Genomic DNA, 26,555 nt, shown 5'->3' on the forward strand with positions numbered 1-26,555 from the left:
TTCGCAGGTTCTGTGTACTTCTTATTTAAGGTTGTAATTTTGACTAGTTTGCACAAAGTTATGCAGCTTTTCAGCGAGGTTGATTCTTTCCCATTATCAGTAGTAGCAATCTGAAGTAGAATTAAAATCAGATAAATTACAGTCTGTTAAATGGAGTAAGCATGCATACTAAAAAAGCGGTTACCGATAGTCCAATTCATGATCTATTGCAACGGCGCTGGAGCCCTCGTGCTTTCGATGAAAAAGCAGTTCCTCCTGATTTACTGCGATCGCTGCTGGAGGCTGGACGTTGGGCGCCCTCCTGTTTTGGCGAAGAACCCTGGCGCTACATTGTTTGCAATAGGCAAACACATCCGGAAAGCTATTATAAATTATTTGATTGTTTAGCCGAGGGTAACAAACTGTGGGTAAAGTCTGTTCCCGTGCTGTTGCTGACTGTAGCAAAAAATCATTTTACCCATAATGGGGAGCCAAACCGCTGGGCAGAATATGATTCAGGGGCAGCCAGCGAAAATATTTGCCTGCAAGCGGTTGCCCTGGGGTTAATAGCGCATCAGATGGGGGGCTTTGATCCGGATATGGCAAAGAAAGCATTCTCAATTCCGGATGGCTATACCTGCATGAGTGTCATCGCTGTGGGTTACCAGACTGAACCGGACGTGTTAACGGGGGAGTTGCTGGCGCGCGAAAAAGGCCCTCGCCAGAGAAAGCCTTTGGCGCAACTCTTTTATCAGGGGGAGTGGGAGGCGGGGATTGAGTAGATGGTACATGGGCCCCGCGGTCGAAGCCGCGGGGATTCGATAGCTTTATTTCTCATTCGTAAGCGGGATTCGAGGAATCACTGAATCCCCGCAGCACCGACTCCCTCGAATCTCGCAGCTTCGACTCCCTCGAATCCCGCAGCTTCGACCCCCTCGAATCCCGCGGCTTCGACCCCCTCGAATCCCGCGGCTTCGACCCCCTCGAATCCCGCGGCTTCGACCCCCTCGAATCCCGCGGCTTCGACCCCCTCGAATCCCGCGGCTTCGACCCCCTCGAATCCCCGCGGCTTCGACCCCCTCGAATCCCCGCGGCTTCGACCGCGGGGTCCATGCTTAGCCATGGCCGACGTCTTCTATTCAGGCCTGTCCTGGTGTTTTCGGGGAAAGCCCTCTAGCAAAAAGCGAGCTTGCTGCAAAGGGATAACTTGCCAATTCTTCCGTAATCTGCCCAAAGGAGTTTACTTTCCCGATCGCAATAGCAGTAGCCTGCAAAGGGATGGCTGGAAATGAGTAGGACTGAATCCATTTTTCCATTTCCAGGCGAAAACGCTTTTCCTCCTGATTATTTGAAAACTTCTTTGCTATCAGACTGAAATGGGGTTCATATTCAAAAAAAACACTGGGACTTCCATAGATGCGAAATGCTTTTGCCTTAACTGGCATATTAGCAGCCCAGCTGGGCATGCTGGCATTCAAATCTCGCAGTGGCTGGAGTTGCAGGACCAGATGATCACTCAAGTTCTGGAGAGCAGAGTTTCCCGCCTTTTCTGGCTGGTGGGCGATGTCCAGCATTACATAATTGCCGCCGCCCAATACAATAGAGCCCGTCTTCATTGTGGGAGCAGGATTCTCTCTGGCCAGCTCAGCGACACGTTGTCTGATTGCTTCGATCTGATCAGCCGGATATTCAGTCATATACAGGGTAATATGTAAAGGATGCTGTTCCAGAAAAGGTTTTACATGATATCGTGCAAAAACCCCCTGCTTTTCAAGATAGGTATTAAATTGCCTGACCTGGTCGGTCAGTTGAGGGCTATCAAACTTAAGATAAGTATTTATTTGCATCGCTGATAAGGAAAAGTGGCTTAATAACAAAATGAATCCAAGAATTCGCCGCATGGCAGTGTCTCTTGTCCGCTGGTTCATAACGATCTTACAGAAATATTGTTCCCGATCTATATCTTGAGAAAAAAAATGTTTAGGATCCATCTCTTACGTTCTTTTCTGCGTGCCAGGAATTGTTATGAGATGTATCACCGCACTGTTAGCCAGCTTTTTTTTGCAGTTGCACTGGAGTAATGCAATAAGCCAGGAGTACCCCTTTTCAGTCCTCTATTCGTTTGATTATTACCTTGGCAGTGCAGCTCAGAATGCGCTGCTGATTAGCAGGGAAGGGGTTTTATACGGCCATACGGATTCTTTTATTTATCAATTCAAGCTCAACTCGGCGGATGAAGAACTGGGTATTTTGCAGGAGGCCGGAAAGCAGCGGGACGGAGCCCGCCTTAGCTTTAGCGGGGAGTTGAGCCTCGACCGGCGTCAAGAGTTTCTTTATGGGGTGCGGAATGGTTTCCTCCAGGGTGATGTTTTTAAAATGAGCATTGATGGCCGCTTTTTTCAGATCCTTCATGAGGCGGATATGGAAACGCGTTATGCCGAAGGCTATGATTTGAAAGGCGGTGTAGTGCTAAGCCCGGATGAGCGCTTTCTTTATGGCGCGGCTGAGTCCGGAGGCGTCGGCAATGAGCCGCGTTCTACCTCGGGCCTGATATACCGGATTAACCTCGGCAATCCCCTGCACAACAATTATGAAGTGATTCATGCATTTAATGGCCAGGAAGATGAAAATGGTTCAGCCCCGGCTGCAAGTCTGGCATTAAGTGAAGACGGACATATTTTATATGGTATAACCAGTCTGGGCGGCAGTAAAAAATGCGGAACCCTGTTCAAGATTGAGAATGTGGATTCCAGTGAGCCAAAGTTTCAGCTTCTGCATTCCTTTGATTGTTATAATGAGGCGGAATCAAGAAGTGGTGGCATTCCGGAGAAAATAGTCCTCAATGAAAAAGCAAAGGCCATTTATGGAATTGCCTACAAAACGAGTCACTGGAACAACGCCGGGATCATTTTCAGCATCGATTTAGCCGATCCATCCTATCCCTCTTCCGTGTTGCACGAGTTCACTGTCCATGACGGGATTCATCCGCAGGCACTGATTCTTTCCCCGGATGGTAAAACCCTTTTTGGATCCACCAATTATTTCGGCTCGACCAAATCCAATTTCGGAACCGTTTTTAAGTTCGATATTGGGGAGCCTCGATCGGGCTTTGAAATATTGCATGTCTTTTCGGCATCAAACGCTCAGCCAATCAATCCAGGTTCAGGCCTCTGTCTTGCCGGTAACAGCCTTTATGGGGTAACGGAGTTTGGTGGCAAGCATGGACTGGGCGGTTTATTTGAGGTTAATCTACATAGGGATAAACATAAGAATGCCTAGCGTCACTGTGGCTCTTGCCAAACTTTCAACGCTTTCGCCAAGGAGTCATTTAAGGAGATTGGGGCTTGCAAAAGAACATCAATATCCAGTTTCTCGCATTCAATAAGGTATTTGACAGCAAACCAATATTTGAAATATTCAAACTCATAACGATCATATTGACTGTTCTTGCCTGATAGAATAGCTATTCCTTTATCGAGACTCATGGTTGGGTTTCCTGCAATGTAATCGGCGTAACCTTCTTCTTTCCAAAGAAATCCCATAGGGGACCAATTTGATTCATCCGCTCTTGCAGTAAATGGAATTTTATTTTCAATCAGAACATGAACAATTTCATGGGTGATTATTTGATCTAAGGCTCTGCTCGCTCCTGACGGTTTAAAACTTAAGTTCGACCTAATATCACCCTTGGAAATAAAAATGTTCCTTATCAGGGGTCTTGTTATGGCAAATGGTTGAGCGGCAAACTGATAAGGCATTATATTGTGAATATTATAATTACTTCGAAGAAAAATCTTGAATGTAGCTTCTTGATTGTACAACGGAGATCGCTTGATTTTCAAATCCACTTTGTCAAGCAAGCTGTCCGCTTCCCTGGGAATGCGTTTATCCGAATACAAAATAAAATTTTTATATTTGAGATTATAATCGAAATAGTAAAGTTGTGGGTAGTAAAGAATGATTGCAGCAAACAATACAAGAACAATAATGGCTGAAACGAATCTAGCTATTTTTCTCATGCGAATTGGACTATACAAAAAAGTGGTAATAATATAGTCAGTTGTTTAATTAATCAACATTTTCAATGAGACTGTCTTTAAGATAAACTTTATACATTTTACAGGAGCATCGGGTGCCTTTTAATATACTCAAAGACTGGTTGAACAAGGAAAAAGAACTCGGAATTGAGGATCCTGCCTGTGCTGTGTTAAGCACTTGCAGTAGTTCTGGTGAACCTCATAGCCGCGTGGTTGCCATTCGTGAAATTGAGTCAGAGAGTCTTTTATTTTTTACGCAGCAAAAAACACGCAAGGTTGCTGAATTGTTAAATAACCCTAAATCCTGCTTGAATTTTTTATTTGCAAAGCAGAGCCGACAAGTTATTTTGGAAGGAGCAGCAATACCCATATCCGCAGAAGAGAATGAGGCTTTCTGGGTAACTCTTCCTCGTGAGCGCCAATTGAGATTCTCCGCCTATGCGCCCACTTCCGGCCTTGCCATTAAAGATCTGGACCAGTTGGAAATCAGAAAAAAAGAATTGAATGCTCAATTTGAAGGTCTTCCTATTCCTAGGAGCGACCATTACTTCGGCTTTCGCTTTATCCCGAAAACATGGGTTTTCTACACGGTCGGCTCTATCTCTTTTTCTGAGGTGATTCGTTATACCAGAATAGAGGATGCCTGGAGGGCAGAATTAATTTCTCCATAGTTACCACGGTGTCAGTCAGTTAGTTTGATTAAGGCGCACAAATGTGCGCCTCATAGCTTCGACTTGCCTCGGCTATGTCCGAGGGATCCAGATGATTCATAGAAACAGTGGACCCTGCGGACAAGCCGCAGGGCGTAGGGGCTGTGTAGATAGCTATGGGTCTTAAGGCGCAGGGACAATCGCACAGGAGTGATATCCCAGGCTATGGTTAAAAATAGCTAATGCATTTAAAGGCGTGGGGCATCCTGACTCCGCACAGGTCTGTACAGGAATATTGCTGTCCATGTTATTGCCAATGCCCAGCTGGCCCTGGGAATTATCCCCCCAGCAGTTGACTTCACCATTAGCGAGCAGGGTACAGGTTTGAGCGATTCCTCCAGTAATTGCTATGGCATTAGTAATCCCGCTTACTGCAACCGGGGTGTCGCTGCCGGTATTGTTACCATTACCCAGTTGGCCCTCAAGGTTACGTCCCCAGCAGTTGATTGTGCCAGTAGCGAGCAAGGCGCAGGTGTGAAAGGTTCCTGCGGTAATCGCCACAGCATTATTGATTCCGCTAACAGCTACCGGGCTGTTAGTACTGGTTGTAGTACCATTCCCCAGTTCGCCATCTAAGTTATATCCCCAGCAGTTGATTGTGCCATTAGCGAGCAAGGCGCAAGTGTTATAGCTTCCTGCAGTAATCGCCACAGCATTATTTATTCCACTCACCGCAACCGGGATAGTACTGTTGATGTTGTTACCATTCCCCAGCTGGCCCTCATTGTTACGTCCCCAGCAGTTGATGGTGCCATTAGCGAGCAAGGCGCAGGTGTGAGATATTCCTCCGGTAATAGCGATGGCGTTACTGATTCCATTCACTGCGACGGGGACTTTACGGCTAATGTTGCTGCCATCCCCCAGCTGGCTATAAAAATTATTTCCCCAGCAGTTGATTGTGCCGTTAACCAGCAAGGCGCAACTAAACTCGGATCCCGCGGTAACAGCTATGGAATTATTAATTCCAATCACTGCAACCGGGGTGTTGCGGTTGGTGTTGCTGTCATCCCCCAGCTGGCCAAAAGTATTAGCTCCCCAACAGTTGACTGCACCATTATCAAGCAAGGCGCAGGTATGAAAGACTCCTCCAGTAATGGCTATTGCATCACTAATTCCAAGCACTGAAACTGGAAGGTTGATAGAGGGGCTGAAAATACCATTACCTAGCTGTCCATTTGAATTGAGTCCCCAGCAATTGATAGCACCTATGGTTTGGATGCTAACAGGAACCCGAATGCTGTTATCGGCGTTAATTGCCTGAATGCTCAACGGATTTAATATACCTGTGGCAGAGGGTAATGGAATAAGGTAATTAATAGTACAGCTTTGCCGGGGTTCTAATACTGTCAGGCAATTCGAGGTAAAATAATCATTCCAGCCAAAAGGGAGTTGAATAGTCAATAAAGAAACACTGCCTGCTCCTGTATTGGTGAGCAGCAATGTACCACTATCGCCAGAATGAAGGGATAAGCTGCTTACTGGCAAGCCAGATTGCGTTAATAGTAAATGACCTGTGCCGCCATTTGATGCTTTATTGACATTTAATTGTTTGTCTAAAGCGGGTTGGTAACATTGGTTGGGATTGCCTTGCTCGCATAAAACAGGACCGCTATGAAGTCCTTGTTGAGGAATTGCACTGCCATTAATTGTTAAGATTAAAGTACAGGTACTTCCCTTTCCTGCCAAATAACAGGGTGACGCACTGACTCCAGCTGTTGCTTGCAGGATTAAATTTTTGCTTTTCACTGAGTTATTCGTGACTACATAAGAAACCGTTGCAGTTTCGCCAGCTGCCACCGCCACACTGGCGGGGTTGGGTGCTGAATAGGTCCAGAGTGGAGCTCCAGCATAAACCAGGCTATTGAGCAGTAGTCCTGCAGCATTCAAAAGCCAAAAACGAAAACATCGTCCCTTATTATTTTTTCTTTTCATTATACGTCCTTTGTAAGCGATGGGGAGCATTTTGTCCTAGTATATCCGGGGGTAATGTCTTCAGTTAACTACTCTCAATAAGGCAAAGCATATACGCTTAATTGATAAACGTTTCTAGGTTGCTGGGCTTAACAGCTCAGCCTACATTTAATATGCTCTTCTCAGTAATAACGCGGCGTTGGCTCCGCCAAAGGCAAAATGATTGGAGAGTGCGATATCAATTCGTTTGTGGCGAGCCTGATTGGCTACATAATCCAGATCGCAGGCGGGGTCGGGATTATGCAGATTGATTGTGGGTAAAAGAATGTCATGTTGCAAGCTTAAAGTCGTCGCAATGATTTCCATCGCCCCTGCAGCGCCTATTGCATGGCCTGTCATCGCTTTTTGTGCAGTGATCGGGATTTCATAGGCCCTGTCGCCAAATATAGTTTTAATGGTTTCTGTTTCGGTCAAATCATTTAACTGCGTTCCAGTGCCATGGGCATTAATATACTGTACATCGCCTAAAGACAAGCGGGCATCGGCCAGCGCTGATTCAATGGCGCGAACCTGTCCTTTACTATTGGGAGCGGTCACATGGTAGGCATCGCAACTGGCGCCAAAGCCTATGATTTCAGCATAAATGGTCGCGCCGCGGGCTTTGGCATGCTGCAATTCCTCAAGAACCAGTAAACCTGCGCCGTCAGCCATAACCATGCCATCCCGATTTCTGTCGAAAGGGCGGCAGGATAAGTGAGGCTGTTCATTTTGAGTAGACATTACCCTCAGCTTGCACCAGGCTGCCATTATGGATTCCCATAACAGGGATTCGGTACCGCCGCATAAGGCGACCGCCAGGCGGCCATGCGCAATTTGCTGATAAGCGGTGCCGATTGCTTCTGCAGAGGAGACGCAGGCATTGGAAATAGTAGAGTTAGGTCCGCCAAGACCAAAGGCAATTGCGATAAAGTTGGCCACAGAATTGGGCATGCCGCGAATAACGCTCAGTGCAGGGATCTTTCGCCAGCTCTCTTTAAAGAATGCTTCATAAGCTCCCTCCAGCTCAGGTGTACCCCCAACGCTGGTGCCTATAAATGTACCGGCCAAAGACAACTCTCTGGGGCTTAATCCAGCTCGTTCAATGGCATGATGGGCGCAATACAATGCATACTGAGCAGCACGCGGATAGCGTTTGCTTTTATCAAACTCAGGCAGGTGGTCTAGTGACAATTGAGTAATCTCTCCCCCAATCTGGGTTGGGTAGGGACTGGGATCGTACTGTTGAATACGTCTAATACCACACTGGCCAGCCACAGCAGCTTCCCAAAAAGCTTCTAAACCACAACCAATTGAGGAGACGATATCCATCCCCGTAATAACCACACGTTTTTTCATGCCACACCCTTAGGCGCTATCCATAAGCGTAAAATGCAATACTAAAGTGGCAGCTGAAAACCTGTCAAGCTGAATTCACGAATTCAGCAGGAATCATCAGAGAAATGACCTTTTTCCAATATCTTGTGTGCATTTTCGACATCAATTATCCAATAATCATGTACGCTGGCTATTTTAAAATCATGCCTCAAATAGAGATTTAAGGCATTCTGATTGGTGGTTTCGACATCCAGCGCCAGTTTATAAGTTTCCTGCATTAAAGCCTTATTAATGCAATAAGCCAGTAAGGTGCTGCCAAATCCCTGTCCCTGAAATTCGGGCAGAATTGCGATGTCAGAAAAGGTGGCTTTATCATGCTGCCAGTGAATATGGGCTTTACCTACGGCTTCCTCCCCTTTGATGGCCAGATAGATGCTGTAGTTTGGATCTTCCATGATTTGAGTGAAACGCTCGATATTGCTTACCACCTCATTTTTGAATGCTGCATTATCAATTTCACATAATAGGCCTGAGTCATCAAAAGTTGCTTTTCGAAAAGAGAGGCTGGAGTGATTTTCGAGGATAGGCTCATAGCTTTGGCGAAGCATGTGATAATCGCTTTGCTGATAGATGAACCCCAGGGGGGCGAGCCAGTGGTCATTCAGCTGATGCGCCATTGAAAAGATTAGGCGATTCATTTTTTTAGACTGCACCAGCGGGAATATGTTGAAGAGGAGCTTACTTGCCAGGCCTAAGCGGCGAGTGTCCGGATCAACCAGAATGCTTATTTCACAGGCATCTTCATAAAAGAAATAGACGCTCAGAAATGCCACAAGCTGGTTGTCTTGATAGTACAAAAGGTTATTAGCCGTTTCCCGTTTTAGTCTCAGAATATGCGGGTATAAACTTGGAAGCCCGCCATCTATGGCCTTGCATTTATTTTTAAGCTCAGTTAAGGCGTCCATTTGCATGTCGGTCAACTGATGTGTTCTGAGAAGCATACGGAACTCCGTCATCAGATCTAATTTATAAATTATAAGCGCTGCCGCTAAAAAATGGTGCTAAATATGGCATTTTTTTCTCTGACTTTTTCATCAGGATGCGGCTGGCTGCAGACAATTTATACGGCTGTCTTCCCCGGCTTGCAAATACCCGGCAAACAACCCTGAATAATTTCTTGCCAGTTCGTTCATTTCATCTGCGGTTGCCAAAGCAAATTTTACTGCATCCGGCACTAATGACTTGTTCTCCTGAATCACTTTCTTCCATAAAGGAATATGAGATAATAATTGCACAGCAAATTCCCTGGCTTCGCTTAGATCAGTGACTGTTTCGATCAATGGGGAGCCAGAGCTCAATCCAGGTAAACCATAATTTGCATTGTGATGGGCTTTTTCCGCCAACATCATTAGTGCGAGCGCAAAAACTGTATTTACACCATCCAGACAATGGTATTTAACCATAAAGTTCCGGACTTCGCTGGCATGCTATTGTATAGTGTTGAACTAATCCTACTCCAGATAAATCAGTAATAAAGCGGCAATAGTCATGAGCAGAAAAGCTAAAATGCCAATGATATTTGTCTTCCAGCCATTGGTATGCCGTCCCATAATTTTTTTGTTATTGGCGATATGCAAGATGATAAGAATAAGGACTGGCGCAGTCACCCCATACAGGATAGCGGTCATTAACAGCGCCTCAATGGGGTTGAGGCCAATGAAATTTATAAGTAAAGCGATGATTAGGGAGATAAGTATTATCAGATAAAAACCTCTTGCTGAAGAAAAAGGTTTATCCAGACCGTTCTTCCATTCAAAAAGAGTCGATAGCATGTAAGAAATACAACCGCTTAATACGGGAATTGCCAGGAAGCCAGTACCCAGAATACCTAAGGCAAAAAGCAGATAAGAAAGTTTGCCGGCTAAGGGTTCTAGTGCTTTGGCAGCCTGTTCAACGGTTTGTATATCGGTAATGCCTGCTTTATACAATACGGTACCGGTAGTCAGAATTATAAAATACATCACCAGATTTGAGCTGAACATGCCAATACCGACATCTTTACTCATATCAAGGAGGGAGGTGCGGGTGATGAAAGCGGGCGTCCTTTTTCTGCGGTTTTCCTCTGCTTCCATGGTGGCCTGCCAAAAAAACAGATAAGGTGAAATCGTTGTTCCCAGAATAGCGACCAGGATGCCTAGATACTGTTTGTTAAATTGAATATGCGGGATAAAAGTGTGGCTAAGGATCTGCCAGGCATCGGGTTTAACAAGAAATGGGATAATTAAATACAGGAAAAGGGATAAGCATAAATATTTTAATACGGCGACAATTTTTTGATAGGAGAAAAAAATAATTCCCAAGGCGAGAAGAACTGTAAACAGGATTGAAAAAACGGCTGAGGGGATCCAGGGAACCACCAGGTGGCTAACCGCTCCCATTCCAGCAATATCGGCACTGATATTTAAAACAATTGCCGGTACGTTTAGAAAGATGATGCAGTACAAAAGCCAGCGGGGATATTGCTCTTTAATATTAGTAGCCAGCCCTTTGCTGGTCACTTTCCCAATTCTTGCACACATCTCCTGGATGACCATCATAAGCGGGAAAGTAAACAATGCCGTCCATAAGGTACTTAATCCGAATTGAGCACCTGCCTGAGAATAAGTGGCAATACCAGAGGGGTCGTCATCGCTTGCCCCGGTAATGACGCCAGGTCCCAATTTTTTGAAAAAATCGCGAATGGAGGAACCGGGTTTGTTCTTTTTCATAAGATCTCTTTTTTCATATTGGGTGCTCGATTAACAATCATGCCGGATTGAGGGAGTAATTGAAATCAGGGTTTGCCCCAAATGGCTTCAAGCCGGCTGTCGCGTCCGCAGCGGAAGCGGTAATACCGGTATCGCAACGGGTTTTTCTGTGAGTAATTCTGATGATCATCGTCGGCAGCGTAGAAGGTAGTGGACGGCAGTATTTCAGTGTAGATTTTTGGAAATTTTTTTTCTATCGATTTCTTACTTTCCAGGGCGATGCGTTTTTGGTTCTCATTAAGATAAAAAATGGCTGCGCGATATTGGCGTCCGCTCTCGCAAAATTGGGCATCCTCAGTAGTGGGATCGATATGATGCCAAAAATAGTCTAGCAGTTGTTTATAACTTATCTGCGCCGGATTATAGATAATACGTACTGCTTCGGTGTAGTTGGTGTGGCCTGCGGTCACTTCCTCATAAGTGGGATCAGGGGTTGTGCCGCCGTCAAAACCGGTTATGGTGGCCAATACTCCCTTTTGTTTATAGAAATCAGCTTCCATAAACCAAAAACAACCACCAGCGAAGATCGCCTCGGCAGTTTTTCCAAAAACAGAAAGGCTGCAACCTGACAAGAAAACAAGGCCAATTAATTTGTTCATTGTTTTTCTCTTGCTTCAGCAATAATGGGTAGACACTTTTTATCGCAGCATCCAGAATATTATTTATAAAAAACATCGCTATTAAAAAGCGTAGGGCAAGATAATTAAAATATCCAGCCACGATAAAACAGGAGAATCATGACAACGGCAATTATGTGGTTTAGAGCGGATTTACGCCTGGAGAATAACCCTGCTTTTGTAAGCGCCTGCGAACATCAGCGTGTGATACCTTTATATATCAGAGACCCTGCCGCATCTGCAGTAATTGGCAGTGCACAAAACTGGTGGCTGTATCATAGCTTATCCGCTCATCAAAAATCGCTTGATAAAAGGCATTTGAAATTATGTTTAAGGACTGGCAAGGCACTGGATGTGTTGCTGGAATTAATTGATCAGCATCAGGTCGATGCAGTCTATTGGAACCGCTGTTATGAGCCGGCTGCCATTGAGCGTGATCAAGCCATTAAAACCGCCTTGAAAAATAGAGGCATCAGAGTTTGCTCCACGAATGGGAGTTTATTAGTAGAGCCCTGGGAGCTGCAAACCAGCCAGGGTGGATACTTTAAGGTGTTTACTGCTTTTTGGAAGCAATGTCAGAAGCATCTTTCCCTGGCGAACTGCTCATTAAGCACAAAGCTCCCGGGTTGTCCTGAAACCGTCTCAGAATCAATTGAGGATTGGCATTTACTTCCTGAAAAACCCAATTGGGCCGCTGGCTTTGCCGATCACTGGCAGCCCGGTGAGGAGGCAGCGCTTGCCCGCCTCGATAATTTTCTGGAAGAAGCGATCACATCCTATAAAGAAAATAGAGATTACCCTGCCCTAAAGGGAACCTCGCGATTGTCGCCGCATTTGCATTTTGGCGAAATCAGTCCAGTGACAGTCTATAATCAAGTGCTTGAGCTACAACAGGCACAGGCCCTGCCTTCCGCGGCGGTCAGTCAATTTCTTGCCGAACTGGGATGGCGTGAATTCTCCTATCATCTGCTCTATCATTTCCCAAAACTTGCAGAAAAAAATTTCCAGTCTGCCTTTGATCATTTTCCCTGGCAGAGCGAGCCCTCTTTACTAAAAGCCTGGCAGCAAGGCCAGACGGGATATCCTCTGGTGGATGCCGGGATGAGGGAGCTTTGGCATACGGGTTATATGCATAATCGAGTCAGGATGGTAGTAGCTTCATTTCTGGTAAAACACTTGCTGATCGACTGGCGAAAAGGCGCTGCCTGGTTTGAAGATACGCTGCTGGATGCCGATTTGGCTAATAATTCCGCCAGCTGGCAATGGGTTGCGGGAAGCGGCGCGGACGCTGCCCCGTATTTTCGAATTTTTAACCCCATTTTGCAAAGTGAGAAGTTTGATCCCCAGGGGGAATATATTAAAACCTGGATTCCAGAGCTGCGTAAACTCTCCGCTTCGCAGATTCATAGGCCCTGGCAGGCTTCAGTGAATAAATCGGGCTATCCGGCTCCGATTGTTAACCATGATGAAGCGCGTAAATTAGCCCTGCATTTTTATGATTTAATTAAGAGAAAAAAGGGTGATTAGGTATCGTAGGCTGGGCTGTGAAGCCCAGCAAAATTAACTCAGCAGGAAAAAAACGGCAAAAGTCAGGCTTAATACAATCAGAAAGGGCTTGACCCTTTGTCTGGAAAGCAACTTCAGCAAGGTATACAAAATGATCCCAACACCAATCCCGTCCGCAATGGATGAGGTCAGTGGAATCATAATAATAGTGAGCATGCAGGGAGCGATTTCCGTCATATCGCTAAGTTTTAAATCCACCATGTGTTTCATCATGCAGCAGGCGACATATAACAGCGCCGGGCCCACTGCATAGACGGGGATCATTTTTGCCAAGGGGAAGAAAAACAGCATGAGCAGAAAGCCTGCGGCGATTACTACGGCAGTTAAACCAGTTCGACCGCCTGCTTCAATTCCCGAAGCCGACTCAATAAACGGTGAAGTACTGGCCGAGCCTAATAATCCTGCCAGCATTGAACCTGCTGCATCGGCTGACAAGCTATTGGCAATCCGCTGCTGGTTATCCTCTTGATCCCTGAACAAGGATTGATTCAACAGGCCAATCAGGGTTCCGGTCGCATCAAACAAGGCAATTAGAAAAAAAGTAAAAGTAGCCTTTAAAGTCGTTGAACTGGTGAAAGAGGAAAAGTCTAGTTTTAAAAATGTGGGGGCCATGGAAGGAGGCAATGCAAAAATACCTTGCCAGCTAACCAGTCCTGTCGCTAGTGAAATGAGGCTGATCGATAAGATACTCAGAATAATCGCCCCGGAAATTTTGAAATAATCGAAGATAAGGATCATGATAAAGCCAAGAAAAAAGAGACCCGCTTCAGGCCTTGCCAGATTACCCATTTGCAGGAGAGTATGCGCATTACTGATAATGATCTGATTAGACTGCAAGGCAATCAATGCAATTAAAAAGCTAATGCCAATCAGAATGGCCAACTGCAAATTGTCAGGAATCGAATCAACCAGTCTTTTTCTTAACGGGGTCAGGCTTAGTAAGAGAAACAGGGATCCGGATACAAAAACCATCGCTAAAGCCTGTTGCCAGGGAATGCCCATGCCTAAAACGACACTGTATGAAAAATAGATATTGAGGGCCATTCCCGGTGCTACACCAATGGGCGCATTGGCGATCAGGCCTGTGAGCAGGGTTGTAAATGCGGTAACCAGGCAGGTTGCAGTAAATACTGAACCCTGATCCATTCCTGCATCATGGAGAATCACCGGATTGACGAAAACGATATAAACCATGGTCAAAAAACTGGTTATGCCTGCCAGAATTTCAGTGGAGAAACGAGAAGAATGGCTCAACTGCGGCTGAATGTTATCCATGTTAGTGTACATAATGGAAAACACAATGCTATCGAATTCAGAGAATTTTGCAACGAGTAAATTTAGAAATGAATATTTAATACGCCGAAGATAATTTCAATGGTAATCAAAACAATGATTATTATTTCAAGGCTGTGTGAATGGCGGTTTTCAAGATAGCTATTAAACATGTCGAAAATCTCGTTTAAAGTATCCAGGCGGTGATTCAGCGCGTTCACGCGGCGAGGAATGTGTAAATAACGCTCCAGCATTGTGTAATACTCTTCCAATGTGGGGTGCTGCCAGAAATATTTGGGATGATAAAGGAAATTACTGACTAAATTCATCTCACTCTTGGCGCCGAGAATTTCGCCGATTACCTGACGTATCTGATTGCGGCTGATCGGCATATGCCCCTTATGTGACAAAAGCTGGATCAGCGGGTTGTACTTTTCAATCAGTGAATCTATTTTGGTTTCAAAGTATTGCAGCTTTACTGATTGGGAAAAACCATAGGAGAGACTTAATTTTAAATCATCACTGTTGTCATCAATACTAATGCAATCCACATCGAAATAGTCGTGCGGTTCAATAGCAATTTTATCATTAATACGATAGCTAAACTCATCCCGTACCAAAAAAGGGACTGGCTTTTCCGCGTACAGTTTGAATAATTGAATATAATTGTCAATCTGATGCCGTTTGATGCCCCAGGAAACTACTGTTCCATTTTTAAAAATAAAAATGACATACTGACTGCCCGCAAAGGGTGTCAATTTTAGCACATCACGGGATTTGACTGCCGAGTAACCCTGGACGCTTGTTTTAAAATAATGATCCAGACGCGATAAATCAATACTATTGGCTACACAATAACTAAGGCATTCCATCTGATAAAACCTGTTTTAAATCCCGTGACACGGCACCAGTCAACTAATATTGAATTATAACCTATGCAGTCTCAACTTCTTTCTTTGCTGGATAAGGTTTTTTTCTATCAGTTGCCCCGCTTAACCACTGAGGACAAATTTCTAGAATTTGTGCAATTTTATCCAATTGTTCACTGGAAGGCAAAAGATGGCCAAAAATCATCGCATTGGCCAAATGGCGGGTAACACCAAATACTTTTGAGACTGCTTTAATTTTTTCCGCCAGCTCTTCAGGAAAACCTAATAAGGATAGTTCCGAATTGAACCGTTGTGAAAATACTTTACTGTTCATTTTTCACTCCATGAAATTTCTATTTAATTAGAGCTATTATCTCTTTAAGACAATGGCCCCATAAAAACATGCTCTGCCAATCCCTGTTACAGAACACAAGGTAGATTAATGCCAGACTCTTTGCATTGGAAATTCTATCCGGGAATAACCAGCTTGCGGCAATGAATACTACCCATTCTGTTATAACTCATTTTATCGCAGTCGAAAAGTATTTTCTTTTGTTTAAAAACAATTAGTTAAGGTCAATTAAAAAGAAGCGTAGCCTTGATGGACCCGGCGCATCAAGGCTATAGAAAAATTATTCAATCATTGTATTTGAAATAATTCAAATCAAGTTCTCTGGCAGCACGTACATCATCTAATCGTTTGACAGGTAAATTGTACGGTGCACCCTTCAAGAGCTCTGGATTTTTCTTGGCTTCGTCACGAATTGCATGTAATGCAGCTGCCAGACCATCCAGTTCCTCCTTGCATTCCGTTTCTGTAGGTTCAATCAGTAAACACTCTGGGACCAGCAGGGGGAAATAGGTCGTCGGCGCATGGAAGCCATAATCGAGCAGGCGTTTTGCCAGATCCATCGCGGTTACCCCATAGTCTTTCTTTTCCTGGCTAAGCGTCAGAATGAATTCATGACTGGCTCGCCTTTCCGGATAGGCAGGATGGAAGCCCGCTTTTTTTAGAGCAGCAAGCAGATAGTTCGCGTTAAGTGTTGCAAATTCCGATACTCTTAAAAGCCCTTCTCTGCCCAGTACGCAAATGTAAAAATAGGCGCGTAAAAGAATGCCGGCATTTCCCATGAAGCAGGATAGACGGCCAATGCTTTGCGGATAATCATCCCTCGTTGCCCAACGGTATTTTTCGTCTGATTTTACCACCACAGGCATTGGCATATAAGGTAAAAGCCTTTTGTTCACCGCAACCGGCCCAGAGCCAGGCCCGCCCCCGCCATGAGGAGTGGCGAAAGTTTTGTGAAGATTCAAATGCATCACATCAAAGCCCATATCACCCGGCCTTACGCGTCCCAAAATAGCATTTAAGTTGGCGCCATCATAATAAAGCAGTCCCCCTGCCTGATGAACAATTGCTGCAATTTCCTTAATCTGCCGCATGAACAAACCGAGGGTGGATGGATTGGTCAGCATAATACCGGCTGTTCTAGGCCCGACCTTGCTGCGCAACTCCTCCAGATCGATATCCCCATCACGGGCTGTGCTAATCTCAATAACTTTAAATCCGCACATCACCGCAGAAGCGGGATTAGTACCATGTGCTGCATCTGGAATCAGCATCTCAGTCCTGGCGCTGTCCCCGCGCGATTGATGATAGGCTTTAATCATGGCCACGCCGGCAAACTCGCCTTGTGAGCCTGCCATTGGGGTCAGGGAAACGCCAGCCATGCCGGTTATTTCCGCCAGATAGGATTGCAGTTCGTACATCGCCTGCAGGAATCCCTGGCTATGTGCTTCGCCGGATAAAGGATGCCTGTTTATAAAACCGCCGATAGATGCGGCTTTGTGAACTCCTCTTGGATTATATTTCATTGTACAGGAGCCCAGAGGATACAGGTTGGTATCAATGGAGAAGTTATTTTGTGACAAGCGGGTATAATGACGTATCACCTGCAATTCTGAACAAGCCGGCAAGCGAGCTGGCTTCTCCCGCAGGAATTTTGCCGGAATGCCTGAAGTCTGCGGATTATCCGAAGGGAACTGGGCTGATGCTCGGCGCCTGGCTTGTGAGCGTTCATAAATTAACATAGTTTTCCCTCCGAATTCTGTATCAAATCTTTCAATGCAGCACAATGTTTTACCGGTGTGAATTCGATATAGGTATAGTCTGCAATTTCCGCCATGTAATAGGGATCCTTTTTCATCACCGATTCAAGATAATTTCTATCCGTCGTCGCGGCAATAATGATACCGCCAGTACGCGGCTTGAGCGGCCCGGAAGCGACCAGCAGCCCCTGCTTATAGTAATAATCGAGAAACTCACGATGCGCCTGAAGGTATTTATCCACTTCACTAATCGGCGTTTTATAGGTTAATTGAATGATAATCATTACTTCCTCACTTAGACAAAATACATTTCATTGTGCTAATGAAGTGATTAATTTCTTCCATTGAACGCATCTCGGTTGCACAGACCAGAAGACTGTTCTTCAAAGCCGGATAATGGGTTTCAACCGGATAACCGCCAGCTATTCCCGCTTGGTGCAAACTATCGAGAACTTTATCAACTGGCTGCTCGAGCTGCAGGAGGCACTCGTGGAAGAAGGGGGCGGTAAATGCAGTTCTGACCCCTGTTATTCCACTTAAACCCTGAACAAGCTTCTGTGTATTATCATGGCAATGGGCAGCAACCTGTCGCAGGCCTTCCGTACCCAGCAAACTAAGATGAATCGTTGCTGCGGTTACCAGCAGGCCCTGGTTAGTGCATATATTTGAAGTGGCCTTTTCCCTGCGGATATGCTGCTCCCTTGCCTGCAAAGTCAGCGTAAAGCCTGTTTTACCATCCCTATCCAGCGTTCGTCCTATGATACGCCCAGGCATCTGTCGGACATGCTCCATGCGGGTGCTGAAAAATCCAAAATAAGGACCGCCGGAAGCCATCGGGCAACCTAAGGGCTGGCCTTCGCCGCAAGCAATATCGACTCCCTCGCTTCCCCACTGGCCTGGCGGCTTGAGGAGGCCTAGAGAAACCGGGTTAACAGAGGCAATACTGATCACTTTATTAGCAGCTGCCCAGTCGGTCATGGCGTCTACTTCTTCAAGACAGCCAAAAAAATTAGGCTGTGGGATAACCAGTGCGGTAATTTCCTGACCGCTATATTTCTCAAGGGCAGAAAGGGGCGTTATGCCCTGCTGCATGTCAAGCGGTAGAGTAATGACTTCGATGTGCTGATTGCATACAATCGTTTCCAGCGTTTGGCGATAAAAGGGGTGAACGCTTCCAGCGATTAATATGCGGCTGGTCTGTTTATGCTTTTTAATACGCACAGCCATTAAAACCGCCTCTGCCAAAGCAGTGGCTCCATCATACATGGAGGCGTTGGCTACTTCCATGCCGGTGAGTTCCGCAATCATTGTCTGGAATTCGTAAAGCAGTTGAAGCGTACCCTGGCTGGCTTCAGCCTGATAGGGGGTGTAAGCGGTCAGGAACTCTCCGCGCGATGCAATATCCCATACTGCTGCCGGAATATGATGTTCGTAACTGCCCGCACCGATAAAGCAAATTCCATTATCATTCAGGTTGGCCATATGCTGTGCTTTTTTAAGCATTGCCATTTCACTGATGCCCGCTGGAAGATTTTTCAGTTCGTGATACAGCAACTCCCTGGGGATTTCGTCAAACAACTCCTGAGTCTGGCTTGCGCCAATCTCCGTGAGCATGGCTTGTATATCTTCTTCAGTATGAGGAATGTAAGGCATAATTAGTGATCCTCAGCAATCTCTTGCTCGTATTCGGCTTTATTTAGAAGCCCGTTGAATTCTTCTGGGTTACTCGCTTTTATTCGCACAAGCCAACCAGCGCCATAGGGGTCGGCATTTACAATCGCGGGGTTTTCGGTGACTTGATGATTAACAGCGACAACAACGCCGCTCACAGGGGCATAGAAATCAGAGGCCGCTTTGACTGATTCCACTACACCGATTTCATCTCCAGCGGAAACCTCATCCCCTTCTTCGGGCAACTCGACAAAAACCATATCACCCAATAGTTGCTGGGCGTGATCGGTAATACCAATGACACATTCATCTTCTTCTAATTGCAACCATTCATGTGTGCAAGTAAATTTAATATCAGCCATCACGATATCCTTTTATTAATGTTGTAAGACTTCAATTTTGCAAAAATGTTAAATGGGAAGGCCATTTTTAACAAAGCGTGGTTTTACCACCTTTGCTTTTAGCAGTTTGCCCCTGATTTCCACTTCAACCGCATCTCCCGTGGCCGCAGGTACCCTGGCCAAAGCAATCGATTTTTCAAGAGTAGGGGAATAGGTACCGCTGGTAATTACGCCGTCATTCTCGCCGGGGACCACAACGCGGTACCCCGAACGCATAATCCCTTTGTCTTCGAGGATCAGGCCAACCATTTTGCGTTTGACCGTTTGCTGTTTCTGGAATGTCAGAGCCCCCATGCCGATAAAGTCGCGATCTTCAGGCTGCCATTTCACGGTCCATCCCAGACCGGATTCAAGCGGCGTTGTCGTTTCATCCATGTCCTGGCCATACAGCAGCATGCCCGCTTCCAGTCTTAATGTGTCTCGTGCAGCAAGGCCGCAGGGCTTTACGCCAACTGCGATCAGCGATTTCCACAGGGTTCGGGCATCTTCAGCGGGCAGAATTATTTCCAGGCCTTCCTCGCCGGTGTAGCCCGTGCGGGCGAAAAAGCATTCATTCACATCGACACATTCGAAGGAAGTCAAAGTCGAAATAGCATCTGCCTGGGCAGGAGTCAGTATGGACATCGTTTTTTTCAGCGCTTGCGGGCCCTGTACTGCAATCATGGAGAGTTCAGTCCTTTCTTGCAGGCCGATGGAAAAACCGGCACTTTTCTCGCGGATCCAGGCTAGATCATGTTCCCGGGTGGCTGAGTTAAGCACTACCCGATAATTATCGGAAGCGCGTTGATAAACGATGAGATCATCAATAATGCCACCGTGCTCGTTGCACATACAGCTATAAAGGGCGCGGCCGGTGTGGGCCAGTTGATCGACGTCATTGGTGAGCAGTTTGCGGAGAAATTGACGGCCTCCTGCTCCCAGGATATCCACTACCGTCATGTGTGAGACATCAAAAATACCTGCCTCTTTGCGTACGGCATGATGCTCTTCCAATTGCGAACCATAATGCAAAGGCATTTCCCAATCATGAAAATTGACCATTTTCGCACCCAATTCAAGATGCAAAGCGTGAAGGGGTGTTTTCGCTACCATTTCTAATCCTTTAACTCGCAGGTGTGGGTTTGATTATACTCGCTTACGTCATGAGGACAAGTCTAATTAAGTTTATGTACCAGGTGAAACAAGCGGCCTCTATTAAAGAATATAGCATCTAGACTTGCTGTGGTTTCAATGGCATGCCAACATTATAGGAAAGGATAAAAAGGAGCTTGCAAGAATGGTTCAGGATTTACCCGCTCAATCCTGGGGAAGTCGGTTAAAAGATACCTTGGCCTGCCTGGCAGGTGGATTTGTGTGCCTCGGTTTAGCCAGTTATCTGATCTTCTGGAATGAAAAAACCGGGTACCGCTATGACAGTTCTCTTGAACAGACGGAATCGTTGGTTATAGCAGTGCCTGACAAACCTGTAAATAATGATAATAACCAAAGTGTTGTCTATCTAACGGGCGAAGCATTAACTAATCGCTCTCTTAGTGACCTGCAATTAAACATTACTGTCAGTGCACTTGCCTTAAAACGCCAGGTTCTGGTTTATGAGTGGTTGGAAGAGATTGACAATGATAAGGCAAAACCGCATTACCATTATTACACTGGCTGGCGTGAAAAGTTAATTCCTAGCAGCAGTTTCCTGGATCCCAATTCCCACCCTAACCCTGCTTCGCTGCCGATAGAGTCTTTGTATCAATATGCAGAAGATGCTGCATTAGGCGATTTCGTGCTTCCAAGCACAGTCATTGATGCCATACCCGATGCGGCCAAAGTCGATCTCTCTAAAGTCGATTTGCAATCGCTGCAGACTAAAACCGGCAAGCAAGCTGCGCTAGTGGGGAATGAAATTTATCTGGGTGCAAATCCCAAAGCCCCGCAGGTCGGGGATCTGCGAATCAGGGTTACAGCTGTTTTTCCACAAAAAATAAGTATTATCGCACAGCAGAATGGGAATACGTTACAGGCCTATCAGGCGCCTGCAGGGGATTCAATCCTCCTGGTTGCATCGGGAGAAGTATCACAGCATAGCCTTGTTGATGATGCAAGAGAAAGGAGCCCGGCCGTAGTCTGGTTTGTACGATTTATTTGCGTATTGCTTTGCATAACGGGTGTTTCGCTGCTGATGAGGATTATGATGGTTTTCGCTGACAAAATAAAACTTGCACACAAAGTTACCCGTCCAGGCGCATCATTGGTTTCATCCATTGCAGGGCTTAGTTTATGGTGTCTGATTACTGCAATCGCGCTTGCGCCGCTGCAAACCATGATGCCCATAATTCTATTGGCTTTTGCCATAGCAGGTGTTTACCTGTTAACCCGGCTGCATTTTAAGGTCTAGTAATAACTGTAGGATAAGGAGTTTGACAGTGGCCTGGCAAGGTTTTATCGATCTGATTTGGATGATAGTCCTGTTATTTATGCTGGGATACTTCTTGAAATATCGCGCACAATTCAAATGGCTGCAGACCTGGCCTTGGGTAGATGGCCATATCAGTGAATTCTCCTGGATTAAGAGAAACCATTTTCTCTGGGCGGATATCCAGTACACCTACCAGGTAGACGGCGTCAGCTACTCGAATAACAGACTGTTTGTTGAGCAGCGTTTCCGCTCCCCCAAATCGGCCTATGCGCGGCGTATAGCCTATCAGATTGCAGTCGCTTACGAGAAAGGGGAGGCCATTACGGTTTTCTATAATCCGGACAGCCCGGGGCAGTCGGTTCTGGATACCCGGGTGCCTTTAAAACTAACCGTTATTCTGTTGTTCCTGAGTGTATTTTTAGTGATTCATTTGGCTAGCGTTTTATTCCGTTACTTTGGATAGCGGCGACAATTATTTATTGTCCTGCCCCTGATGTTCCGGTTTGCTCTGGCATTCGCAGGGCGGTTCAATCACTTTAGAGGTGAGGCTTGTAATAGCAAAGCCCCGCACTCCCTGGCCTGCAGGGGCTTGTTCAAAGGTGATAGTTACATTTAAGTTTTGTTTTTGCTGATACTGGGGATTTTTATAAAGCACCAGGATTGGCATACTGGCCTGCCAATGCCCCTCGCCGGAGGCAGTAATCGTTGGGGGAAGGGTGGCGACAGCACTGACGTAATAGGCATTCGTTTTTACCGCATCCGGGAGTTTTGATTCATTCAGAGCCGTGCTATAGGCAATCCAGCCATTGGATGTGAAATATTTGGCGATTTGTTTCTGCCGCTCGATAAAGTTCTGATAGTTGAAGCTATAAGTGGCGATAATCGCCTCGTTAGCCCAAACCGCTTGTTGGGTATCATCTTCCGCTGCCTGGCAAAGGACTGACCAGCATAATAAAAAAGAGATAAGACAGGTTTTGGCTCTCATAGCAACTCCTTTTACGATTAGTCCGGTTACATGCAACCGGGAACGCGGATCTTACCACTAGTGTAACGGAATGCCTGAAATTGACAATTCTGTTTTCAGCAGATGGCTGCATAAAAAAACCCGGCCTGGGGCCGGGCTAAATAGTATCCCATAATGGCCTTTATAAGGAACTGACAGGATACGCGCGGCATCCAAGAGGGAAGATGCAGCGGAGCAATTTTATGTTGCTCACTTAGTTAGACGCTGCAAACTCGAAAAAGTTCATTTCTTTTTTAAAAAATCAGCTTTTTTTACGGTTTCGGATAGCCTGTATTTATGATACCCTAGGCTTCTCCTGCGCTTACTGTATGATTAATCGCAGAAAAGAGAAGCTGGCGTTGAATTTAATCTGATTCATTCAATAAAATTAAATCTTGTTATTCAGATTTGTAAGTATAGCTTGGAGACAATTCAAGCTTGTACAAAAATTGCATTTTCAATGCGGACAGGATTAGTAAAAAATCCTGACTCGTCATACTTATGATGGCTTGACCATCGGATGGATTTGCCTGTGCGGAACATAGGTTGAAGTGGAATTCGCTAAGACCATGAACGAGATTCCGTATGCGTAATAAAACTGATGAGAGGGGTGGCTTGGTGCGCAATAACCGATTCTACTTTGCCAACCGCGAAAATGTTGGTCGCTTCGTTAATCGCTGGGATTTACTGTTATTAATCCTGACCTTTTCGCTGTTATTTTTCTTGGGCTGGGCCGGCCAGCAAATGGCTGTTCCTTATCAATTGGGCGATCCCTTACCGATTTCGCTGGCCCCCTCCCATCTGCCCTTTTATGCATTGCGTACAGTGTTGCGCATGTTTATAGCGCTTGGCTTGTCAATTCTTTTTACCTTTGTGGTGGGGGCGGCGGCTGCCAAAAATAGAAGGGCGGAACAAGTCATTGTTCCAGCAATTGATATTTTGCAGTCTGTTCCGGTATTAAGTTTTCTGTCCATCACGGTTACCGGTTTTATCCATTTATTCCCCAACAGCTTACTCGGGCCTGAGTGTGCCTCTATTTTTGTGATTTTCACCGCCCAGGTATGGAATATCACCTTTGGATTTTATCAATCACTAAAAACAGTGCCGCATGACCTGAAGGAAGCGGCCGCCATGTTCCAGCTATCTTCCTGGCAACGGTTCTGGAAGGTCGAGGTGCCATTTTCCATGTCGGGTCTCTTGTGGAACATGATGATGTCCATGTCGGCCAGCTGGTTTTTTGTGGTTTTATCGGAAGCCATCTCGGTGGCGCATCAGGATATCCTGTTGCCTGGAGTAGGGTCGTATATCGCGCTGGCCATTGAACAGCAGAATCTGGCGGCAGTCGGTTATGCGATTTTAACCATGGTGATTGTGATTTTTCTCTATGACCAGATTTTATTCCGGCCATTAATTGCCTGGTCTGAAAAATTCAAGGTTGAGCAATCCCCGGATGAGGAGGAGTACCAATCCTGGCTGATTGACTTAATTCGCAGCAGTAAACTCATCAAGCGCATGGCAAAGCCGCTTTCGGCCTTGAAGGAGCGCTTTGTCAATGCGCGCTGGTTAAGCAACCGCGGACCTGCCGTTGTGAAGGATATTAATCCCAGGCGGCAAAAAAAACTGGACTGGCTGTGGAATGTGACGGTGCTGCTCATCATTTTTGTCTGCAGCTGGATGTTGCTTGAGTTTATTCTGACCAAGCTGCGGCTGCAGGATATTGCACATGCTTTTCTTTTGGGAGCCGCGACGGGTGCACGCGTTATCATCCTTATTCTTATCAGCTCTCTGATATGGATTCCAGTAGGTGTCTGGGTTGGATTAAGGCCGCGGATTGCGCAGAAAATTCAACCGATTATCCAGTTCGCAGCGGCTTTTCCTGCCAACCTGTTCTATCCCTTATTTGTGATAGCCATTGTCCGCTTTCAGCTTAATGTGGAAATTTGGGTGACCCCGCTCATGATTTTGGGTACACAGTGGTATATTCTGTTTAATGTGATTGCCGGCGCATCAACCATTCCACGGGATTTATATCTCGCGGCTGATAATTTTGGCTTAAAAGGCTGGATTTGGTGGAAGCGCCTTGCCCTTCCTGGCATTTTCCCTTTTTATATCACTGGTGCGATAACCGCTGCCGGCGGTGCCTGGAACGCCAGTATTGTTGCTGAATGGGTAAGTTGGGGAAGCACTACCTTAAAAGCAACCGGCCTTGGTGAGTATATTCACGCCAGTACAATTGGCGGCGATTTTCCCCGAATCGCACTGGGGACGTCAATGATGTGCCTGTATGTACTGGCCTTTAATCATTTGATATGGCGCCCTCTGTATCGACTTGCAGAGAATCGTTTTAATTTTAATTGAGGCTGCTTGATGTCAAAAACTATAATTAGTCTGGAAAATTGCCGCAAATCATTTAAAAAAGCCTCTGATCAGGATTTACTGGTCCTTGAGGATGTCAATTTTGAATTGCATGAAGGTGAAATTGTTGCCTTGCTCGGTAAATCAGGTTCTGGCAAGTCGACGCTGTTAAGGATCATCGCCGGCTTGGTTCCGCCGAGCGCCGGTAAGGTCAGCTATCGTGGGCAAGCAGTGACCAAACCGGTTGCGGGAATTGCCATGGTCTTTCAATCTTTTGCACTGATGCCATGGCTGACGGTCCTTGAAAATGTGGAACTGGGTCTGGAAGCTCAGGGCGTAAACCGCGAAGAGCGCCGCCGTAGAGCCATTGAAGCAATTGATACGATCGGACTGGATGGATTCGAATCTGCTTTTCCCAAAGAATTATCGGGTGGAATGCGCCAGCGGGTGGGATTTGCACGTGCCCTGGTAATTAATCCGGATGTCCTATTAATGGATGAGCCCTTTTCAGCACTGGATGTATTAACCGCGGAAAATTTAAAATCCGACTTGCTTGAGTTATGGCAGGAAAAGAAAACCAATACCAATGGCATTTTACTGGTCACCCACAATATTGAGGAAGCGGCAATGCTTGCCGATCGCATTATTATTTTTGGCAGTGATCCAGGGTATATTCGAGCGGAGCTGCAGGTTGAATTACAGCAGCCGCGGGATCCGGAAACCCCGGAGTTTAGTGCGCTGGTCGACAAAATCTATCGCCTGATGACTTCCGGCCCTAAAGAAAGGGCGAAACGGGCGCAGCGGGAGCGGCAGATTGGCTTAGGCTATCGCTTGCCGGATGTAGATCCCTCTGAGCTTTCAGGCTTGATTGACACCTTGCAAACCTATGAAGAGCGTATCGATCTTCCTGAGTTGGCCGATGAACTCATGATGAATATCGATGATTTATTCCCCTTGCTGGAAACCCTGGAAATACTTGGTTTCGCCAAGGTATCCGATGGCGATATCCAGCTAACCGAGCTCGGAAAGCAATATTCAGAGGCTGATTTGCAGGAGAGGAAAAAGATATTTGCCCGCCGCTTGCTGGATAAAGTTCCGCTGGCCCGCTATATTCGCCGTATTCTCGATGAAAAAATAGGCCATCGGGTTTCTGAAGAGCGATTCCTTAGCAAGCTGGAAGATTATCTGAGCGAAAAAGAGGCAGAGCGCGTACTGAAAACAATGATCGACTGGGGACGCTACGCCGAAATTTTTGCCTATGATTTTAATACCGGTATTTTAAGTCTCGAGAACCCAGGTATTTCTGATCATGCTGAAGAGGCCTGAGCAGACAACAAGTCGAACTGCGCATAGAGACTGCGAACAGCCACAGGAGCTTATTAAGAGTTTAACTTTAGCCCACTATGCTTTATAATTGTCACTTAATAAGTACATGAATAGTTCCAAAGATGCGCATACCCTTTAAAG

Annotated in this window: 25 protein-coding genes; 8 read left to right on the top strand and 17 right to left on the bottom strand. The window is 45.9% G+C overall.

Features of this window, described 5'->3' with window-relative positions; translation table 11 throughout:
- Positions 1-161: 161 nt before the first annotated feature.
- Entirely contained in the window at positions 162-761 is a 600-nt protein-coding gene (locus DYH42_RS00845) for a nitroreductase family protein (RefSeq protein ID WP_058523804.1), read from the top strand.
- A gap of 357 nt (positions 762-1,118) precedes the next feature.
- Here DYH42_RS00845 and DYH42_RS00855 read toward each other — a convergent pair whose 3' ends face one another.
- The gene (locus tag DYH42_RS00855; protein WP_058523092.1) at positions 1,119-1,970 is read right to left on the bottom strand and encodes a 2'-5' RNA ligase family protein; all 852 of its coding nucleotides are present in this window, start codon (positions 1,968-1,970) and stop codon (positions 1,119-1,121) included.
- A gap of 34 nt (positions 1,971-2,004) precedes the next feature.
- On the opposite strand from DYH42_RS00855, the gene DYH42_RS00860 reads away from it, so the two are divergent.
- A complete protein-coding gene (locus DYH42_RS00860) occupies positions 2,005-3,258 on the top strand; it encodes a YncE family protein (RefSeq protein ID WP_058523091.1) in 1,254 nt (417 codons plus the stop codon).
- 2 nt (positions 3,259-3,260) lie between these two features.
- Here DYH42_RS00860 and DYH42_RS00865 read toward each other — a convergent pair whose 3' ends face one another.
- Complete coding sequence (locus DYH42_RS00865; protein ID WP_058523090.1) at positions 3,261-3,998, bottom strand: hypothetical protein; 738 nt, start codon at positions 3,996-3,998, stop codon at positions 3,261-3,263.
- Positions 3,999-4,111: 113 nt separating this feature from the next.
- Here DYH42_RS00865 and DYH42_RS00870 point away from each other — a divergent pair, with 113 nt between their 5' ends.
- On the top strand, positions 4,112-4,687 hold the full coding sequence (locus DYH42_RS00870) for a pyridoxine/pyridoxamine 5'-phosphate oxidase (RefSeq protein ID WP_058523089.1): 576 nt from the start codon (positions 4,112-4,114) through the stop codon (positions 4,685-4,687).
- Positions 4,688-4,849: 162 nt separating this feature from the next.
- Here the strand turns inward: DYH42_RS00870 and DYH42_RS00875 are convergent, their stop codons facing one another.
- The 6 genes from DYH42_RS00875 to msrA all read right to left on the bottom strand — a co-directional run bounded on the left by DYH42_RS00875 (position 4,850) and on the right by msrA (position 11,417).
- On the bottom strand, positions 4,850-6,658 hold the full coding sequence (locus DYH42_RS00875; RefSeq protein WP_058523088.1) for an RCC1 domain-containing protein: 1,809 nt from the start codon (positions 6,656-6,658) through the stop codon (positions 4,850-4,852).
- A 147-nt stretch (positions 6,659-6,805) separates the two neighbouring features.
- Positions 6,806-8,032, bottom strand: coding sequence for a beta-ketoacyl-[acyl-carrier-protein] synthase family protein (locus DYH42_RS00880; RefSeq protein ID WP_058523087.1), 1,227 nt, complete (start codon positions 8,030-8,032; stop codon positions 6,806-6,808).
- Positions 8,033-8,115: 83 nt separating this feature from the next.
- Positions 8,116-9,012 carry a GNAT family N-acetyltransferase gene (locus DYH42_RS00885; protein WP_058523086.1) on the bottom strand — a complete coding sequence of 299 codons (897 nt, stop codon included), beginning with the start codon at positions 9,010-9,012 and terminating at the stop codon, positions 8,116-8,118.
- A gap of 93 nt (positions 9,013-9,105) precedes the next feature.
- Entirely contained in the window at positions 9,106-9,474 is a 369-nt protein-coding gene (locus tag DYH42_RS00890) for a hypothetical protein (protein WP_058523085.1), read from the bottom strand.
- A 48-nt stretch (positions 9,475-9,522) separates the two neighbouring features.
- Positions 9,523-10,779 carry an NRAMP family divalent metal transporter gene (locus tag DYH42_RS00895; protein WP_058523084.1) on the bottom strand — a complete coding sequence of 419 codons (1,257 nt, stop codon included), beginning with the start codon at positions 10,777-10,779 and terminating at the stop codon, positions 9,523-9,525.
- A 65-nt stretch (positions 10,780-10,844) separates the two neighbouring features.
- Positions 10,845-11,417, bottom strand: a complete 573-nt coding sequence (gene msrA, locus DYH42_RS00900; RefSeq protein ID WP_058523083.1) for a peptide-methionine (S)-S-oxide reductase MsrA — start codon at positions 11,415-11,417, stop codon at positions 10,845-10,847.
- A gap of 138 nt (positions 11,418-11,555) precedes the next feature.
- On the opposite strand from msrA, the gene DYH42_RS00905 reads away from it, so the two are divergent.
- Positions 11,556-12,962, top strand: coding sequence for a cryptochrome/photolyase family protein (locus tag DYH42_RS00905; RefSeq protein ID WP_058523082.1), 1,407 nt, complete (start codon positions 11,556-11,558; stop codon positions 12,960-12,962).
- Positions 12,963-12,995: 33 nt separating this feature from the next.
- Here DYH42_RS00905 and DYH42_RS00910 read toward each other — a convergent pair whose 3' ends face one another.
- From DYH42_RS00910 to gcvT, 8 genes are all read right to left on the bottom strand, one after another.
- Complete coding sequence (locus DYH42_RS00910; protein ID WP_058523081.1) at positions 12,996-14,276, bottom strand: NCS2 family permease; 1,281 nt, start codon at positions 14,274-14,276, stop codon at positions 12,996-12,998.
- Positions 14,277-14,338: 62 nt separating this feature from the next.
- Positions 14,339-15,145 carry an RMD1 family protein gene (locus DYH42_RS00915; RefSeq protein ID WP_058523080.1) on the bottom strand — a complete coding sequence of 269 codons (807 nt, stop codon included), beginning with the start codon at positions 15,143-15,145 and terminating at the stop codon, positions 14,339-14,341.
- 61 nt (positions 15,146-15,206) lie between these two features.
- A complete protein-coding gene (locus DYH42_RS00920; protein ID WP_058523079.1) occupies positions 15,207-15,476 on the bottom strand; it encodes a hypothetical protein in 270 nt (89 codons plus the stop codon).
- A gap of 302 nt (positions 15,477-15,778) precedes the next feature.
- The gene (gcvPB, locus tag DYH42_RS00925; protein ID WP_058523078.1) at positions 15,779-17,233 is read right to left on the bottom strand and encodes an aminomethyl-transferring glycine dehydrogenase subunit GcvPB; all 1,455 of its coding nucleotides are present in this window, start codon (positions 17,231-17,233) and stop codon (positions 15,779-15,781) included.
- A complete protein-coding gene (locus tag DYH42_RS00930) occupies positions 17,227-17,535 on the bottom strand; it encodes a YciI family protein (protein ID WP_058523077.1) in 309 nt (102 codons plus the stop codon). Before DYH42_RS00930 ends, gcvPB begins: the two co-directional genes overlap by 7 nt.
- Positions 17,536-17,542: 7 nt before the next feature.
- Positions 17,543-18,904: an aminomethyl-transferring glycine dehydrogenase subunit GcvPA gene (gene gcvPA, locus DYH42_RS00935; RefSeq protein WP_058523076.1), complete on the bottom strand. Its 1,362-nt coding sequence runs from the start codon at positions 18,902-18,904 to the stop codon at positions 17,543-17,545.
- 2 nt (positions 18,905-18,906) lie between these two features.
- Complete coding sequence (gene gcvH / locus DYH42_RS00940) at positions 18,907-19,284, bottom strand: glycine cleavage system protein GcvH (protein WP_058523075.1); 378 nt, start codon at positions 19,282-19,284, stop codon at positions 18,907-18,909.
- 48 nt (positions 19,285-19,332) lie between these two features.
- A complete protein-coding gene (gene gcvT, locus DYH42_RS00945; protein ID WP_058523074.1) occupies positions 19,333-20,415 on the bottom strand; it encodes a glycine cleavage system aminomethyltransferase GcvT in 1,083 nt (360 codons plus the stop codon).
- A gap of 184 nt (positions 20,416-20,599) precedes the next feature.
- On the opposite strand from gcvT, the gene DYH42_RS00950 reads away from it, so the two are divergent.
- Both DYH42_RS00950 and DYH42_RS00955 read left to right on the top strand, forming a co-directional pair.
- Positions 20,600-21,709: a TMEM43 family protein gene (locus tag DYH42_RS00950; protein WP_058523073.1), complete on the top strand. Its 1,110-nt coding sequence runs from the start codon at positions 20,600-20,602 to the stop codon at positions 21,707-21,709.
- A 28-nt stretch (positions 21,710-21,737) separates the two neighbouring features.
- The gene (locus DYH42_RS00955) at positions 21,738-22,193 is read left to right on the top strand and encodes a DUF3592 domain-containing protein (RefSeq protein ID WP_058523072.1); all 456 of its coding nucleotides are present in this window, start codon (positions 21,738-21,740) and stop codon (positions 22,191-22,193) included.
- Positions 22,194-22,202: 9 nt separating this feature from the next.
- On the opposite strand, the gene DYH42_RS00960 is transcribed toward DYH42_RS00955, so the two are convergent.
- Positions 22,203-22,715, bottom strand: coding sequence for a DotI/IcmL family type IV secretion protein (locus tag DYH42_RS00960; protein WP_058523071.1), 513 nt, complete (start codon positions 22,713-22,715; stop codon positions 22,203-22,205).
- A gap of 636 nt (positions 22,716-23,351) precedes the next feature.
- On the opposite strand from DYH42_RS00960, the gene DYH42_RS00965 reads away from it, so the two are divergent.
- Both DYH42_RS00965 and DYH42_RS00970 read left to right on the top strand, forming a co-directional pair.
- Positions 23,352-25,091: an ABC transporter permease gene (locus DYH42_RS00965; protein WP_058523096.1), complete on the top strand. Its 1,740-nt coding sequence runs from the start codon at positions 23,352-23,354 to the stop codon at positions 25,089-25,091.
- 9 nt (positions 25,092-25,100) lie between these two features.
- Complete coding sequence (locus tag DYH42_RS00970; RefSeq protein ID WP_058523070.1) at positions 25,101-26,414, top strand: ABC transporter ATP-binding protein; 1,314 nt, start codon at positions 25,101-25,103, stop codon at positions 26,412-26,414.
- Positions 26,415-26,555 lie beyond the last annotated feature (141 nt).

Origin of the sequence: Legionella birminghamensis (assembly GCF_900452515.1) — a bacterium.
GTDB classification, from domain to species: domain Bacteria; phylum Pseudomonadota; class Gammaproteobacteria; order Legionellales; family Legionellaceae; genus Legionella_C; species Legionella_C birminghamensis.